Raw genomic sequence first — 15,945 nt, 5'->3', positions numbered from 1 at the left:
GTCACACGACGAGGTCGACCAGGATGTCCGATCAGACCGAGCAACCCGGCCCTTCCAACCGTTCACCCGTCAATCCCGCCGGCGACCCGTCCGGTAATTTCGCGGCGCGCCTCACCCACCGCCTGCGTTCGAAGCTCGCCGCCGGCGTCACGCATCTGACGACCGGTAGCGGACCGGTGCTCGACTACTCATCGCCGCCGGGCGATCCTGGCCTGTTCGGGCCGAACTCCGTGTGCTGGAAAGTCCACGCCGACTTCACGTCGATGATGGCGGGCGGCATCAGCGCGCTGCTGCTGCAAGCGCTGCATCCGCTCGCGCTCGCGGGCGTCTGGGACCACTCGAGTTTTCGCACCGACATCCTGGGCCGGCTGCGTCGCACGGCGACGTTCATCGCCGGAACGACATACGGCAGCAAGAGCGATGCGCTCGCGTTGATCGAGCGCGTGAAGCGCATTCATCTCGACGTGACCGGCGTCGCACCGGACGGCCAGTCGTATCGCGCGAGCGAGCCCGCGCTGCTGACGTGGGTGCACGTCGCGGAAGTGTCGAGCTTCATGACCGCGCATTTGCGCTATGTGAATCCGGTGCTGTCCGTCACCGCGCAGGATCAATACTTCGCGGAAACCGCGCGCATCGCGGAAATGCTCGGCGCCGTCGATATTCCGCGCTCGCGCGCCGAGATCGAGGCCTACCTGCTTGCGATGCGGCCCGCCCTCGTCGCCAGCGAGCGCACGCGCGAAGTCGTCAGGATTCTGATGAACGCGCCCGCACCGAGCTTCGCGATGCGGCCCGCCGGCACGCTGATGCTCAACGCGGGGGTCGATCTGTTGCCCGACTGGGCGCAGACGATGCTCGACCTGAATCGCTACGCGGTGCTGCGTCGAACCTTCGCACGGCCTGGCGTGCGGGTCGTCGCGCCAGTAATCCGCTGGGCGCTGGTCAATGGCGTATCGAAGCGGGCGCGGCGGCGCGCGGCGGCGGCGCGGCGGCAGGATTGATCGCGCCGCGCGAGCCGGGCCATTCTCGGCTTCGGCTTACCGCTTCGACTCCGGTCCCTTCCTGAAACCATCGTCGTCGGCGCTGCCGGCTTCGAGATGCGATACGTCCGCCCACGTCACGATTGTCGCGCGATCGTTCCCGTAATCCACGACGTTCAGGCTGGTGTTCAGCAGCGGGTAATTGCGCGGTGCGTCGAGCGGCATACTGGTTGCAAAGCGGTGCACACAGTCGAGCACGCCGCCATGCGTGACACACACGATGCGCCCACCCGGATGCGCGGCGACGAGCGGTTCGATCGCATGCATGATGCGGTGGTAGAACACGCGTTGCGACTCGCCCTCGGGCGGCGCGAAGCCGGGATCGCGGGTTTGCCACTGCGCGTATTCGTCAGGGAAACGTAGCGCGATCTCGTCGCTGTCATGGCCCTGGAACGCGCCGTACGAGCGCTCGCGCAAGTTCTCACGCGATTGCAGCGGCAAGCCGAGCGCCTCGCCGATCGGCTGCGCGGTCTGCTGCGCGCGCTGCAGGTCGCTCGAGTAGATCGCGTCGAGCCGCGCGCCCTGCTTCGCCTCGGCGGCTAGACGCTGCGCGAGACGTTGCGCCTGCGCGATGCCGGTCGTCGCGAGCGGAATGTCGATGTGGCCTTGAATCCGCTTGATGCGGTTCCAGTCGGTCTCGCCGTGCCGGATGAACAGGATCTGCGTCGTCATGAGAGAGGGGTGCGGTTCGCGGTTGTGTCCAGCGGCTATTGTCGCAAAAAGCGGCGGCGCGGCTCGCATGCCGCGACCGCAGCTCGCACCGTTCGCTCTCTTTTATGCGTTGGTCTGCAACCAGAACGTGACCGGTCCGTCGTTGACGAGCGACACCTGCATGTCCGCGCCGAACTCGCCGGTCTCGACGATCGGATGCTTCGCGCGCGCGGCCGCGACGAAATAGTCGAACAGGCGCTTGCCCTCGTCGGGCGGCGCGGCCGGTGTGAAGCTCGGACGAAGGCCGCTGTTGGTATCGGCTGCGAGCGTGAACTGCGACACCAGCAGCAGGCCGCCCGCGCGTCCTGCGCCGTCGAGATTTTGCACCGACAGGTTCATCTTGCCGGCCGCGTCGCTGAACACGCGGTAGCCGAGCACCTTGGCGAGCAGCTTGTCGGCCACCGCCTCGGTGTCGCCGCGCTCCGCGCAGACGAGCGCGAGCAAGCCGGCGTCGATCGCGCCGGTTACGCGATCGGCGACGCGCACTTCGGCGCGCCGCACACGTTGGATCAGCGCGATCACGCCGTCAGCGTCACGCGTGCGAAGCGGCGCTTGCCGACCTGCACGACGTACTCGCCCGCCTCGACCTTCAGGCCTTTGTCGGACACCGCGGTGCCATCGATCTTCACGCCGCCCTGCTCGATGTTGCGCAGTGCCTCGCTCGTCGACGGCACGAGGTTCGCCTGCTTCAGCAACTGGCCGATCGCAAGCGGTGCGCCCGCGAGCGTGACAGCCGGAATATCGTCGGGCACGCCGCCCTTCGCGCGATGATTGAAGTCCTCGAGCGCGCGCTCGGCATCCGCCTGCGAGTGGAAGCGCGCGACGATTTCCTGGCCGAGCATCACCTTGAAGTCGCGCGGATTACGGCCCGCTTCGGCTTCGCGCTTGAAGCCGGCGATTTCGTCCATCGGACGGAACGACAGCAGCTCGAAGTAACGCCACATCAGCGTGTCGGAGATGCTCATCAGCTTGCCGAACATGTCGGTCGGCTTTTCGCTGATGCCGATGTAGTTGTTCTTCGACTTCGACATCTTCTCGACGCCGTCGAGCCCTTCGAGCAGCGGCATCGTCAGGATGCACTGCTGCTCCTGGCCGTACTGCTTCTGCAGCTCGCGACCGACCAGCAGGTTGAACTTCTGGTCCGTGCCGCCGAGTTCGAGGTCCGCGTTCAGCGCGACCGAGTCGTAGCCCTGCATCAGCGGGTACAGGAACTCGTGGATCGAGATCGGCACGCCGCCCTGGAAGCGCTTCGTGAAGTCCTCGCGCTCGAGAATGCGCGCGACCGTGTAGCGCGACGCGAGCTTGATCATGCCGTCGGCGCCGAGCGGCATCGACCATTCGCTGTTGTAGCGGATCTCGGTCTTGTCGCGATCGAGCACCAGTGCGGCCTGCTCGAAGTAGGTCTTCGCGTTCGACTCGATCTGCTCGCGCGTGAGCGGCGGGCGGGTCGCGTTGCGCCCGGACGGGTCGCCGATCAGCGACGTGAAATCGCCGATCAGAAAAATCACCGTGTGGCCGAGGTCCTGCAGCTGGCGCATCTTGTTCAGCACGACCGTGTGGCCGATGTGGATGTCGGGTGCGGTCGGATCGAGCCCGAGCTTGATGCGCAGCGGCTTGGCCGTCGCCGCGCTGCGCGCGAGCTTTTGCGCGAATTCGTCTTCGATCAGCAGTTCGTCGACGCCGCGCTTGGTCACGGCGAGCGCGTGACGGACTTCGTCGGTGATCGGGAAGGCGGAAGCGGGATTGGGCTGGGTGGACTCGGTGCTCATGCTGGAAACGTGAAGTCGCGAAAAAACAGGATTGTCCCATAGATGCGCGCCGCCGCGCCCACTGACGCGCCCTGCGCGGCCACGCGGCAGGCGATTTCGTTGCCGCTCGCGTCGCTTTCGGCGTTTGCGCCGATAATCTGCTACAACGAATCGCAATGAACATCGACAGGAGCAGCGACGTGGCGCAAGACCCCGCAGACGGCATCTATTTCGGACTGATGTCGGGAACCAGCATGGACGGTGTGGACGGCGTGGCCGTCCGGTTTGCCACGGGGAAACCACCCGAAGTGCTGGCCGAGGCGTTCGTCGGCTTTTCGGCCGGCATCCGCGACGCGCTATTCGCGCTGCAACAGCCGGGGGATAACGAGATCGAGCGCGAGGCGCTCGCCGCCAACGCGCTCGCGACGCGCTATACGGTGTGCTGCCACGATCTGCTGCGCGACAGCCGCGTATCGGCCGACGAGGTCCGCGCGATTGGCGTGCATGGGCAGACCGTGCGGCATCGGCCGGAAAAAGGTTATACGCGGCAGATCAACAACCCGGCGCTGCTCGCGGAGATGTTGCATATCGACGTGGTCGCCGACTTCCGCAGCCGTGACGTCGCGGCGGGCGGCCAGGGCGCGCCGCTCGTGCCCGCTTTTCACGCGACGATTTTCGGCGCGAAGGACGAAACACGCGTCGTCTGCAATCTCGGCGGCATCAGCAACATCACGATCCTGAACGCGACGGGCGGGGTGCGCGGCTTCGACTGCGGCCCGGCGAACGCGCTGCTCGACGCGTGGGCCGAGCGCCATCTCGGCAAGCCATTCGACGAAAACGGTCATTTCGCGGCGAGCGGCCAGGTCGATCGCAAGCTGCTGAACGCGCTACTCGACGAGCCGTTCTTCGCCGAGCAGCCGCCGAAGAGCACCGGCCGCGATCTGTTCAACACCGCATGGCTCGATGCGAAGCTCGAACCGTTCGCCGCGCTCGCACCAGCCGACGTGCAGGCGACGCTCGTCGCGCTGACCGCGGTGACGGTCGCGCGCGAGATCGAGCGGCATGCATCCGACGCGCGGGCTGTGTACGTGTGCGGCGGCGGCGCGCGCAATCCGGAGATCATGAAGGCATTGCAGCAGGCACTCGAAGACAGCGGCGTGAGCGGTGTGCCCGTGCTGACTACCGACGCGCTAGGCGTGCCGCCGAGCCAGGTCGAACCGCTCGCGTTCGCGTGGCTCGCGATGCGCTGCATCGCGCGTCTACCGGGCAGTCTGCCAAGCGTGACGGGGGCGTCCGCGGAGCGGGTGCTGGGCGCGATTTATCCGCGGTGAGGAGAGGTCACAGCGAAGAAGCCCACGCCTTCTCTTGCCGCCGCGCTGCTTTCGCGGCGCGGCGGCAATAAAAAAACGGGGCCGAGGCCCCGTTTTCGCTGTGGCTTGATCAGCCTTTTCGCTCAGACTGAGAACGACGAACCGCAACCGCAGGTCGTGGTCGCGTTCGGGTTCTTGATGACGAACTGCGCGCCGTTGATGTCATCCTTGTAGTCGATCTCTGCGCCGACCAGGTACTGGTAGCTCATCGAGTCGATCAGAAGCTGCACGCCGCTCTTGTTCATCACGGTGTCGTCTTCGTTGATCGCTTCGTCAAACGTGAAGCCGTACTGGAAGCCCGAGCAGCCGCCGCCCTGCACGAACACGCGCAGTTTGAGCTCCGGGTTGCCTTCCTCATCGATCAGTTGCTTGACCTTGTCAGCCGCTGCGTCGGTAAAGACGAAGGGGGCCGGCATCTCGGTCACGGGGGTGTCGGTGACTGCGTTCATTCGAACTCTCCAAAAAGCTTTAGCCGATATTGTAGGGCTGTTCCGGATATCGTGCTGATGCCCACAAAATCAATGGGTTCTTGTTGCAAGGTCGATGCAAGGCGAGCCGTTGCCGCTCGAGCGAACGAGACCTAGTCGCGAACCCCAGTGAACCATAAAAAAAGCCGCCTTCGCACATGGCGTTGGCGGCTTTTTGCTGCAAACCGGCGTGAAGGCCGGTTCGCGCCCGAAACGATTAACGCTTCGAGAACTGCTTGCGGCGACGTGCCTTGTGGAAGCCGACCTTCTTACGTTCGACTTCACGGGCGTCACGGGTAACGAAGCCAGCGTTCGACAGTTGCGGCTTCAGCGTTGCGTCGTAGTCCATCAGAGCGCGGGTGATGCCGTGGCGAACCGCACCGGCTTGACCCGTTTCACCGCCACCGGTCACGTTGACCTTGATGTCGAACGTGGTGCCGTGGTTCGTGAGTTCCAGCGGCTGACGCACGATCATCAGCGACGTTTCGCGGGAGAAGTAGTCGGCGATGGGCTTGCCGTTCACAACGATGTCGCCCTTGCCTGCCTTGATGAACACGCGAGCGACGGCGCTCTTGCGGCGGCCCGTGCCGTAATTCCAGTTACCGATCATGTGGGCTCCCCTTAGATCTCGAGCGCCTTCGGCTGTTGTGCCGAATGCGGATGCGTTGCGTCAGCGTAGACCTTCAGCTTCTTGATCATCGCGTAGCCGAGCGGGCCCTTCGGCAGCATGCCCTTGACCGCCTTCTCGAGCGCGCGGCCCGGGAAGCGTTCCTGCATCTTGCCGAACGTCGTTTCATAGATACCGCCCGGGTAGCCCGAGTGACGGTAGTACTTCTTGTCGGTAACCTTGTTGCCCGTGACCTTCAGCTTGCCTGCGTTGATAACGATGATGAAATCACCGGTGTCGACGTGGGGAGTGAATTCAGGCTTGTGCTTGCCGCGAAGACGGTGTGCCACTTCGCTGGCGACACGCCCGAGAACCTTATCCGTCGCGTCAATCACGTACCATTCGCGCGTCACCTCATGGGCTTTTGCGGAAAACGTCTTCATGATCGATCCAAAAAAATTGCTGCGCCCAGTGTGTTCTTTCCTGCTTGTAGTGTGCGCATCGAGGCGCGTGCAGGCTCTCCCTGGTTCTTCTTCCGCGGGCGCGGATGCGGAAAAGCCCTGAATTATAAAGGAATTTGTAGCCGCAAGTCAAAAGGCGCGATGCGCTCGCCATGGGCGGTCCGAAATCGGGGCAAAACGACGGACAACGGCCGGCGAAAAAAAACCCGAACAAGTGGTTCGGGTTTAATCCACCAAAGGAGGAGGTGGAGGAGACAGCGGAGGTTGCAGAACTGCTGCAACGATGAGTGGATTATAAGAGTCGCCCTTGTGCAACGCAAGAATATTTGCATTGCGAAACGCGCTTTCATAATGCGATAGATTCGGCGCACTGAGAAGGTTTTGCAAAATCCCTTATGGATCAAGCACCAAGGGCAAAACAATTCAAACGGCATCAGACATCCGCTAGAGTAAAACCCCTAAAGCGAGCACGGAATGAGGGAATCGTCCGTCCATTCCGCGCTGCAGCAAGAAAGCAATCAGTGTGCATGGATAGCGGATGCGGTCGGCCTGAGCTAATTGTCAGACACCGGGCTACAATGCCGTCTCGACAAAGCGATGCGCGGTGGGAGTGACAGCATGGAATGCAAAGTAAGCTGGATGGGACAGGACGGGATGGCGTTCGCGGCCGAGACGGGCAGCGGCCATCTGATCGCGATGGACGGCGCACCCGAGGGTGGCGGACGCAACCTCGCACCGCGTCCGATGGAAATGGTGCTGCTCGGCACCGGCGGCTGTACCGCCTACGACGTCGTGATGATCCTGAAGAAGAGCCGCCAGGAGATCGCCGGCTGCTCGGTGACGCTGAAGGCCGAGCGCGCAAGCGAAGATCCGAAAGTGTTCACGAAGATCCACTTCCACTTCACGGTGACGGGCAAGAATCTGAACCCGGCGACCGTCGAGCGCGCGATCAATCTGTCGCACGACAAATACTGCTCGGCGTCGATCATGATCGCGAAGACCGCCGAACTCACGCATTCGTTCGACATCGTGGCGCTCTGAGCGCGATAGGGGCAGCGGCCACGGGCCGCCATCCGCGCCCCAAATGAAAAAGCCGGCGTCCCAACGGACGCCGGCTTTTCTTATTCAGCGGCAAAGCAGGCCGATAAGCCGGATTCTGTGCACGCCCCACGTCCGGAGACGCGACGCGCGTGGCAGCCATTCCTCTAGGCGCGCCATTACTGACGCGCTCAAGCTTCCTACCCGCAGACGAGACGGGGGCCCCGTCCTGCATCGCGAAGATGCGCGCCTGCCTACTTGGAATTGCTCCGGGTGGAGGTTACCGTGCCGGTCTGCCTTGCGACAGCCGCGGTGCGCTCTTACCGCACCGTTTCACCCTTACCTGATCCCGGCTTGCGCCGGGCCATCGGCGGTTTGCTTTCTGTTGCCCTGTTCCGCGTGTCGCCACGGATGGCCGTTAGCCATCACCCTGCCCTGTGGAGTCCGGACTTTCCTCGCCCTCGTTGGCCGAAGCCGCCGAGGCCGCGACTGCCTGGCCTGCTTTGCTGGCGCGGATTTTAACACCGAACGCAAAAGCGCCTAACGCTTGCGCCGCCCCGCTCGGAACACGTTCGTGTCGTCATAGAACGCGGGTGATTCGTTCTCGGGCCACCAGCCCGGAATGCCGAGCACCGGCAGCGGTGCGAACAGGCGGCTGGTCAAAGCGTCGGTGCCGAGCAGCGCGGTGCTGACCGCTTCATCGAGCCATGCGTCGCGCGCCAGGGTGTCCCAGTCGAAATATTCGGCCGGAACGTCGACGATCCACGCATGGCCGGTGCAGCCCTTGAACGGCGCGACCAGCTTTTCGAGCAGCGCATGACCGAAGCAACGTACTTCGCAGTCGCGCCCCCATGCGTCGCGCCGTGCGACGAACAGCGTTTGCCAGTCGAAACCACGTAGCGCGGCGCTCAGCGCAGGATCGGCGCAAGCGAACAGCAGCGCGTTTTCGTCGAACAGGGTCAGCATGTCGCGCACGCCGCCACGCGTCGGGCCGACGCCGAGCACGTCGAGTTCCGCCGACTGGCGCGCGTTCAACGCCGCCTTGATGCGCGGAAACGCGAACCACATGGAGCCGTTGAAGAAGTCGTGCAGATTGTGGCGCGTCGGCACGCAACCGGTCGACGCGATATGCCCCTCGTACGCGGCGCCCGGTGGCAGATCGTCCTGCGCGATAAACGCGAGCCGCTGGCCGCGGCCGGTGGTCTGTTGCATCTGGGCCGCGTCGGCATTCATCGCGGCGAGCAGGTCAGCGTGGCCGGTCAGCGCGGCTTGCTGCCAACGCTCGCCGCGTGCGGCGAATTGCGCGAACCACGGCGTCGACCAGTCGATTGCGGCGAAGCCTGCTGGCACAGGCTCGGGTGCCATGCCGCGTACAGCTTGGGCCGCGGCTTCACGCGCTACCGCGGAGCCGGCGTTCGCCGCCACATCAATATTGGCAGCGCGCTGCCCCGCCTCACGCTCGGGCATTTAACACAGCCTCAAACGAGACGCCAGCCGATCGATTCACCGCCGCGCAGCGGCACGACCGGCGTATCGCCAGCCGGCAGTTCGGCCGGCAGCGTCCATTCCTCGCGACGCAGCGTGACCTTCTCCGTATTGCGCGGCAGACGATAGAAGTCCGGCCCGTGAAAGCTCGCGAAGCCTTCGAGCTTGTCGAGCGCGCCGGCCTTGTCGAATGCCTCGGTGTAGAGCTCGAGCGCGTGCAGCGCGGTGTAGCAGCCCGCGCAGCCGCACGCATGCTCCTTCAGCCCCTTCGGATGCGGCGCGCTGTCGGTGCCGAGGAAGAAACGCGGATCGCCCGAGGTCGCCGCCTCGACCAGCGCGACGCGATGCGTCTCGCGCTTGAGCACCGGCAGGCAGTAGTAATGCGGACGAATGCCACCCTGGAAAATCGCATTGCGGTTGTACAGCAGATGGTGCGCGGTGATGGTAGCGCCCAGCAGCTCCGGCGCGACGCCCGCTTCGCGGACGTAGTCTGCCGCGTCCTTCGTCGTGATGTGCTCGAACACGACCTTCAACGCCGGAAACGCGCGGCGCAGCGGCATCATCACGCGATCGATGAAGACCTTCTCGCGGTCGAACAGATCGATGTCCGAATCCGTCACCTCGCCGTGCACGAGTAGCGGCATGCCTACTTCCTGCATCACTTCCAGTGTCTTCGCGCACTTCATCAGATCGGTGACGCCCGCGTCCGAGTTCGTCGTCGCGCCCGCCGGGTACAGCTTCACGCCGTGCACGAAGCCGCTCTCTCGCGCGCTGCGGATTTCGTCGGGCGGCGTGTTGTCGGTCAGGTACAGCGTCATCAGTGGCTCGAATTTCGCGCCCTCGGGGATCGCGGCGATGATGCGCTCGCGATACGCCTTCGCCATCGCGGTCGTCGTGACCGGCGGCTTCAGGTTCGGCATGATGATCGCGCGGCCGAACTGGCGCGCGGTGTCAGGCAGCACGGCCGCGAGCATCGCGCCGTCGCGCACGTGCAGGTGCCAGTCGTCCGGGCGGACCAGCGTGACGGAATCGGGGGAAACGTTGGAAGCAGTCATGGCAGGAATTCGAGACTTCGCGCGCCTCGCTGATCGACCGGTCAAACCGCGTTATAGCGGCCCAAACACGTGTCAATTTTGCTATTTGGCGTCTACGGCTCGGTGATATGCTTGGAAAATCATCATTGTAACGGCTCGCTCCGTTCACAGGCTCACCCGCAACATGTGCCAACTTCTCGGAATGAACTGCGCCGCGCCGACGGACGTTACCTTTTCCTTCACCGGATTTGCGGCGCGCGGCGGCGTCACCGATCACCACGCCGACGGCTGGGGCATCGCCTTCTTTGAAGACAAAGCCTGCCGCCTGTTCATCGATCATCAATCGTCGGCCACCTCGCCGATCGCCGAGATGGTCAAGCGCTACCCGATCAAATCGAAAAACACGATCGCGCACATCCGCAAGGCGACCCAAGGGCACATCCTGCTCGAAAACTGCCACCCATTCATGCGCGAACTGTGGGGGCGTCACTGGATCTTCGCGCATAACGGCGATCTGCAGGGCTACGCGCCGGAGTTGAACGGCGTGTATCAGCCGGTCGGCACGACCGACAGCGAACTCGCGTTTTGCGCGCTGTTGCAGGGTTTACGCAAGGCTTTCCCGGCCACGCAGCAGCCGCCGCTCGACGAGCTGTTCGGCGCGCTCGAGGCGCTCACGCGTGAAATCACGCAATACGGCGTGTTCAATTTCCTGATGTCGAATGGCCAGGCGCTGTTCGCGCATTGCTCGACGCATCTGCATTACCTCGTGCGTCACTGGCCGTTTTCGACCGCGCATCTGGTCGACGCGGACGTATCGATCGATTTCGCCAAATACACGACGCCCGAAGACCGCGTCGCCGTCATCGCGACCAAGCCGCTGACCGACAACGAAGTGTGGACCGCGTTCAAGCCCGGCGATCTGCTGATGTTCCGGCATGGCGAAGTGATCGGCCAGGCCCATATCCCGGTGCCGAACTCGGTGCTCGAAAAGCTGCGCAATCCGGCGCTCGATGCATCCGCATCGGCGACGACGATCGCGGCGTCGAACGGCGCGCAGCCGGTGGGCACGCACGGAGCCACGCATTCGCCCGACAGCGAACCCGATCTCGAAGCCGCGGATGATGCGGCGGCGTTCGAGTCATAAACCGCTGACGTCGCCCTCAGCCAGGCAACAAAAAGCCGCTCCACCGAGCGGCTTTTTTGATCCCCACGCAAGCCTCGGCAACGAGGCCTGCCCGGCGAATCTCAGTGCAGGATCTTTGCGAGAAAGTCCTTCGCGCGATCCGACTTCGGATTCGCGAAGAAGTCTTCCTTGCGGTCGTCTTCGACGATCAAACCCTTGTCCATAAAGATCACGCGATGCGCGACCTTCTTCGCGAAGCCCATTTCGTGCGTCACGCACATCATCGTCATGCCTTCCTGCGCGAGTTCGACCATCACGTCGAGCACTTCGTTGATCATTTCCGGGTCGAGCGCCGAAGTCGGCTCGTCGAACAGCATTGCGATCGGGTCCATGGACAGCGCTCGCGCAATCGCCACGCGCTGCTGCTGACCACCGGACAGCTGCCCCGGATACTTGTCCGCATGCGCGCGCAGACCGACGCGATCGAGCAGCTTCAGGCCCTTCGCGGTCGCCTCGTCGTTCGAGCGGCCGAGCACCTTGACCTGCGCGAGCGTCAGGTTCTGCACGATCGACAGATGCGGGAACAGCTCGAAGTGCTGGAACACCATGCCGACCTTCGAGCGCAGCTTCGACAGATTGGTTTTCTTGTCGGTCAGCGACTGGCCGTTGATGACGATCTCACCCTTCTGGAACGGCTCGAGGCCGTTCACGGTCTTGATCAGCGTGGACTTGCCCGAGCCGGACGGCCCGCACACCACCACCACTTCGCCCTTTTTGACTTCCGTCGTGCAGTCGGTCAGCACCTGGAAATGGCCGTACCACTTCGAAACATTCTTGATAGAGATCATCTTGCGACCTTTTTCTGAAGACTTTTGACGAGGCTCGACGCGATAACGCAGATCACGAAATAAACCGCACCCGCGAACAGTACCATCTCGACATTCGTGCCGTCACGATCGCCAATATTCGTGGCCGTGCGGAAGAAGTCGGCGAGGCTGATCACGTACACGAGCGATGTATCCTGAAACAGCACGATCCCCTGCGTGAGCAGCAGCGGCACCATCGCGCGAAACGCCTGCGGCAGCACGATCAGACGCATTGCCTGCCCATAGGTCATGCCGAGCGCGAACGCGGCGTTGACCTGACCGCGCGGCACCGCTTGAATGCCGGCGCGAATGATCTCCGAATAGTACGCGGCCTCGAACAGCGAGAACGCGACCATCGCCGAGGCGAGCCGGATGTCGATGTCGGCCGACAGACCGAGCACGCTTTGCAGCACCTGCGGCACGATCAGGAAGAACCACAGCAGCACCATCACGAGCGGGATGGAACGGAACAGCGTCACGTAGCCCTGCGCGAACCATGCGAGCGGTTTGACCGACGACAGTCGAAACATCGCGAGAATGGTGCCCCAGATGATGCCGAACACGATCGCGACGAGCGTGATCTTGAACGTGATGATCGCGCCGGTCCACAGCGTCGGCAGCGCGCCCGGAATACCGCTCCAGTCGAAATGATGCATCACTTGCCTCCGATGTAGCCTGGCAGCCGGGACTTCGCTTCGACCCAGCGCATCAGGAGCATCACGATCACGTTGATCAGCATGTACGCGACCGTGACCGCGATGAACGACTCATAAGTTTGCGACGTATAGTCGACCAGCTGGCGCGCCTGCGCCGACAGATCGAGCAGACCGATCGTCGAGGCAACCGCGGAGTTCTTGAAGATGTTCAGAAACTCGGAGGTGAGCGGCGGCACGATGATCCGGTAGGCGACCGGCAGCAGCACGTAGCGATACGTCTGCCATTGCGTGAAGCCCACCGCGAGACCTGCCGCGCGCTGGCCGCGCGGCAACGCGTTGATGCCCGAGCGCACCTGCTCGCACACGCGCGCGGCGGTGAAGAGGCCCAGACACACGATCGACGCCGAGAAGAACTGCGCGCCCGGCGGCAATTGCTTGAACCAGGTGCCGATCGACACGGGCAGCAACTCCGGTATCACCAGATACCAGATGAAGAACTGCACGATCAGTGGAATGTTACGGAAAATCGCGACGTAGACGGTGCCGACGCCCGACGCCCATTTGTTCGGCACCGTGCGCAGCACACCGAACAGCGAGCCGACGATCAGCGCGATCACCCATGCCGACAGCGACACGGTGACCGTCACCCACAGCCCCGAGAGCAGCCAGCCCAGGTAGGTGGTCGGCTCGCCCGTGGAGACGGGACTCAGCAAAATGCCCCAGTTCCAGTGATATGACATGACCAAGACTCCGGCAAAAAGAAACGGAAGAAGCGCGTGGCCCCTTCCGTTCCGTTCAGCGTTTCGAAAGTGTCGAAAAAGCAGCTAGGGTTTAGTCGATTGCCTTGTCGTTCGGGTTCTTGAACAGCGCACGCATGTCGTCGCTCATCGGGAAGTTCAGGTTCAGGCCCTTCGGCGGGATCGGCGATTCGAACCAGCGCTTGTAGATCGTTTCGCCTTCGCTCGACAATTGGACCTTCGCGATCGCGTCGTCGGCGACCTTCTTGAAGTCGGCGTCGTTCTTGCGCAGCATGCAGCCGTATGCCTCACGCGATTGCGGCGTGCCGACGATCACGAAATCGTTCGGGTTGCTCGACTTGGCGCGCTCGCCGGCGAGCAGCGCGTCGTCCATCATGAACGCGGCGGCACGGCCCGTCGACAGCGTCAGGAACGACTCGCCGTGATCCTTCGCGCTGATGATGTTCATGCCCATGTTCTTGTCCTGGTTCATCTTGCGAAGCAGGCGCTCGGACGTGGTGCCGGCGGTCGTCACGACCGTCTTGCCCTTCAGGTCCGGGAAGTCCTTGATGCCCGAATCTTTCTTGGTCATCAGGCGCGTGCCGATCACGAAGATCGTGTTCGTGAAGGCGGCCTGTTGCTGGCGCTCGAGGTTATTCGTGGTGGAGCCGCACTCGATGTCGACCGTGCCGTTCTGCACGAGCGGAATGCGGTTCTGCGACGTGACCGGCACGAGCTTCACCTTCAGGTTCGGCATGTTCAGCTTCTGCTTGACGGCCTCGACGATCTTCGTCGCGTAATCCTGCGAGTAGCCGATCACGTTCTGCTTGTCGTCGTAATAAGAGAACGGGATCGACGACTCCCGATGGCCCAGCGAAATGACGCCCGTATCCTTGATCTTTTTCAGCGTCCCCGAGTCTTGCGCATGCGCGCCAACCGTAAACAATCCGAGAGTGGCGAGCAACAGCGCAGCTTTTTTAACCTTCATCTTGATCTCCTTGGCAAGAACCGGCGCCAGTGTAACAAAGTAATTTTTCTGAAAGTATTCCTATTAACCATGCTGTTGCGCGCACGCCTCGATGGGCCCGCGGCGCGGTCGCACAGCCGTTTCGCGCATACGAGAAGGCGGGCGGCATCGATAGGATGCCGCCCGCCGGTCAAACACGCCGTCTTGTGGACAGCGCTGATGCACAAAATTTCGGCGGTTTCGCCTCCCGGCCCGGATACCGGGCCGCGTCACCGCCGCTTCCAACAAGATAGGACAGGGTCCATCAGGGATACAAGCCGCGCATCTCGCGCGCTTGCAAAATCCGCTTACACGCGACGATGAACGCCGCCGTCCGCACCGACACGTTCTGCTCGCTCGACACCTGCCACACCGCCGCGAACGCTTCGCGCATCACGCGCTCGAGGCGCTCGTTGATCTCGTCTTCGGTCCAGAAGAAGCTCGAAAAGTCCTGCACCCATTCGAAATATGACACTGTCACACCGCCCGCATTCGCGACCACGTCCGGAATCACGAGGATGCCGCGATCGTGCAGGATGTCGTCCGCCGCCGTGGTGGTCGGGCCGTTCGCGCCCTCGACGATGATCCTGGTCTTGATCTTGCCTGCGTTCTTTTCGGTGATCTGGTTTTCCAGCGCCGCCGGAATCAGGATGTCCGATTCGACGGTCCAGAACTCATCAGCGGTGATCGCGTCGGCTTCAGGGAAACCGCCGACGCCGCCCTTCTTCGCGACGTAATCGAGCAACGCGACCGCATCGATCCCGGTGGACTTGTACACCGAGCCGGTGTGGTCCTGCACCGCGACGACCTTCGCGCCCGCTTCCTGGAACAGACGTGCGGCGATGCCGCCGACGTTGCCGAAGCCCTGCACCGCAATACGCGCGCCTTCGATGTCGAAGCCGATCCGGCGAGCCGCTTCGCAGCCCACCACGAACACGCCGCGGCCCGTCGCCTCGCGGCGGCCGAGCGAGCCGCCGAGCGTGATCGGCTTGCCGGTCACGACGCCGGTGGCCGTCTGCCCCTGATTCATCGAGTACGTGTCCATCATCCACGCCATGATCTGCTCGTTCGTGTTCACGTCCGGCGCGGGGATGTCGGTATTCGGTCCGATGATGATGCCGATCTCGCTCGTGTAGCGGCGCGTCACGCGCTCGAGCTCGCCCCGCGACAGCGTGCGCGGATCGACACGGATACCGCCTTTCGCGCCGCCGTACGGCACGTTCACCGCCGCGTTCTTCACCGACATCCACGCGGACAGCGCCATCACTTCGGAGAGCGTAACGTCCTGGTGATAGCGCACGCCGCCCTTGCCCGGACCGCGCGACACGTTGTGCTGCACGCGATAGCCCTCGAAGTGCGCGACCGTGCCGTTGTCGAGTTCGATGGGCACATCAACGACGAGAATGCGCTTCGGGCGCTTCAGGGTTTCCAGCCAGCGGGACAGCGAACCGAGGTACGGCGCGACGCGGTCGACCTGGCGCAAGTAGTTGCCCCAAGGGCCGAGGTCTTCTTTGTTGAGGTAGGAGGGAACGGACTGCAACGTTGAGGCGGCTTGTGCCGATTCTGCGGCTTGTTGCTGGGATGACATGAACGCTCCGG

17 protein-coding genes and 1 other RNA gene are annotated in these 15,945 nt (G+C 63.3%); 4 read left to right on the top strand and 14 right to left on the bottom strand.

The annotated features are described in order from the left end of the window. The first annotated feature begins 23 nt into the window (after positions 1-23). Complete coding sequence (locus tag VSR82_RS27180) at positions 24-998, top strand: oxygenase MpaB family protein (protein ID WP_368584022.1); 975 nt, start codon at positions 24-26, stop codon at positions 996-998. 36 nt (positions 999-1,034) lie between these two features. Here the strand turns inward: VSR82_RS27180 and VSR82_RS27175 are convergent, their stop codons facing one another. From VSR82_RS27175 to tyrS, 3 genes are all read right to left on the bottom strand, one after another. Further along, the gene (locus VSR82_RS27175; RefSeq protein ID WP_368584023.1) at positions 1,035-1,709 is read right to left on the bottom strand and encodes a histidine phosphatase family protein; all 675 of its coding nucleotides are present in this window, start codon (positions 1,707-1,709) and stop codon (positions 1,035-1,037) included. Positions 1,710-1,811: 102 nt separating this feature from the next. Further along, the gene (dtd, locus tag VSR82_RS27170; protein WP_429457931.1) at positions 1,812-2,270 is read right to left on the bottom strand and encodes a D-aminoacyl-tRNA deacylase; all 459 of its coding nucleotides are present in this window, start codon (positions 2,268-2,270) and stop codon (positions 1,812-1,814) included. After that, a complete protein-coding gene (gene tyrS, locus VSR82_RS27165) occupies positions 2,267-3,517 on the bottom strand; it encodes a tyrosine--tRNA ligase (RefSeq protein ID WP_176121817.1) in 1,251 nt (416 codons plus the stop codon). Before tyrS ends, dtd begins: the two co-directional genes overlap by 4 nt. Positions 3,518-3,696: 179 nt before the next feature. Here tyrS and VSR82_RS27160 point away from each other — a divergent pair, with 179 nt between their 5' ends. After that, positions 3,697-4,827 (top strand): anhydro-N-acetylmuramic acid kinase, encoded by a 1,131-nt coding sequence (locus VSR82_RS27160; RefSeq protein WP_429461831.1) that lies wholly within the window; start codon positions 3,697-3,699, stop codon positions 4,825-4,827. Between the two features lie 122 nt (positions 4,828-4,949). Here the strand turns inward: VSR82_RS27160 and erpA are convergent, their stop codons facing one another. From erpA to rplM, 3 genes are all read right to left on the bottom strand, one after another. Continuing rightward, entirely contained in the window at positions 4,950-5,315 is a 366-nt protein-coding gene (gene erpA / locus VSR82_RS27155) for an iron-sulfur cluster insertion protein ErpA (protein ID WP_013090506.1), read from the bottom strand. Between the two features lie 235 nt (positions 5,316-5,550). Further along, positions 5,551-5,943 carry a 30S ribosomal protein S9 gene (gene rpsI / locus VSR82_RS27150; protein ID WP_013090507.1) on the bottom strand — a complete coding sequence of 131 codons (393 nt, stop codon included), beginning with the start codon at positions 5,941-5,943 and terminating at the stop codon, positions 5,551-5,553. Positions 5,944-5,954: 11 nt separating this feature from the next. Then, positions 5,955-6,383, bottom strand: coding sequence for a 50S ribosomal protein L13 (rplM, locus tag VSR82_RS27145; protein WP_013090508.1), 429 nt, complete (start codon positions 6,381-6,383; stop codon positions 5,955-5,957). Positions 6,384-7,019: 636 nt separating this feature from the next. On the opposite strand from rplM, the gene VSR82_RS27140 reads away from it, so the two are divergent. Beyond that, positions 7,020-7,442: an OsmC family protein gene (locus VSR82_RS27140; RefSeq protein WP_429457929.1), complete on the top strand. Its 423-nt coding sequence runs from the start codon at positions 7,020-7,022 to the stop codon at positions 7,440-7,442. Positions 7,443-7,530: 88 nt separating this feature from the next. On the opposite strand, the gene rnpB is transcribed toward VSR82_RS27140, so the two are convergent. The 3 genes from rnpB to pyrC all read right to left on the bottom strand — a co-directional run bounded on the left by rnpB (position 7,531) and on the right by pyrC (position 9,979). Continuing rightward, an RNA gene (rnpB, locus tag VSR82_RS27135) (RNase P RNA component class A) lies at positions 7,531-7,944 on the bottom strand. A gap of 35 nt (positions 7,945-7,979) precedes the next feature. Then, a complete protein-coding gene (locus tag VSR82_RS27130; protein WP_368584025.1) occupies positions 7,980-8,906 on the bottom strand; it encodes a DUF3025 domain-containing protein in 927 nt (308 codons plus the stop codon). 11 nt (positions 8,907-8,917) lie between these two features. Next, positions 8,918-9,979 (bottom strand): dihydroorotase, encoded by a 1,062-nt coding sequence (gene pyrC, locus VSR82_RS27125; protein ID WP_368584026.1) that lies wholly within the window; start codon positions 9,977-9,979, stop codon positions 8,918-8,920. 163 nt (positions 9,980-10,142) lie between these two features. Between pyrC and VSR82_RS27120 the strand changes: the two genes are divergently transcribed. Next, positions 10,143-11,102, top strand: coding sequence for a class II glutamine amidotransferase (locus VSR82_RS27120; protein ID WP_429457926.1), 960 nt, complete (start codon positions 10,143-10,145; stop codon positions 11,100-11,102). A gap of 101 nt (positions 11,103-11,203) precedes the next feature. On the opposite strand, the gene VSR82_RS27115 is transcribed toward VSR82_RS27120, so the two are convergent. The 5 genes from VSR82_RS27115 to VSR82_RS27095 form a co-directional block, all read right to left on the bottom strand. Further along, positions 11,204-11,929 (bottom strand): amino acid ABC transporter ATP-binding protein, encoded by a 726-nt coding sequence (locus VSR82_RS27115; protein WP_176105077.1) that lies wholly within the window; start codon positions 11,927-11,929, stop codon positions 11,204-11,206. Beyond that, positions 11,926-12,603: a glutamate/aspartate ABC transporter permease GltK gene (gene gltK / locus VSR82_RS27110; RefSeq protein ID WP_176380894.1), complete on the bottom strand. Its 678-nt coding sequence runs from the start codon at positions 12,601-12,603 to the stop codon at positions 11,926-11,928. The genes VSR82_RS27115 and gltK overlap by 4 nt, the downstream gene beginning before the upstream one ends. Then, entirely contained in the window at positions 12,603-13,343 is a 741-nt protein-coding gene (locus tag VSR82_RS27105) for an amino acid ABC transporter permease (protein ID WP_368584028.1), read from the bottom strand. The genes gltK and VSR82_RS27105 overlap by 1 nt, the downstream gene beginning before the upstream one ends. Positions 13,344-13,434: 91 nt before the next feature. Continuing rightward, positions 13,435-14,328 carry a glutamate/aspartate ABC transporter substrate-binding protein gene (locus VSR82_RS27100; protein ID WP_368584029.1) on the bottom strand — a complete coding sequence of 298 codons (894 nt, stop codon included), beginning with the start codon at positions 14,326-14,328 and terminating at the stop codon, positions 13,435-13,437. 283 nt (positions 14,329-14,611) lie between these two features. Beyond that, positions 14,612-15,934, bottom strand: a complete 1,323-nt coding sequence (locus VSR82_RS27095; protein ID WP_176121823.1) for a Glu/Leu/Phe/Val family dehydrogenase — start codon at positions 15,932-15,934, stop codon at positions 14,612-14,614. Positions 15,935-15,945: the final 11 nt, after the last annotated feature.

Origin of the sequence: Burkholderia sp. JPY481, assembly GCF_038900515.1 — a bacterium.
Taxonomy (GTDB): domain Bacteria; phylum Pseudomonadota; class Gammaproteobacteria; order Burkholderiales; family Burkholderiaceae; genus Paraburkholderia; species Paraburkholderia youngii.
The sequence above is the reverse complement of the archived record's forward strand: the minus strand, read 5'-3'. Positions and strand labels throughout refer to the sequence as shown.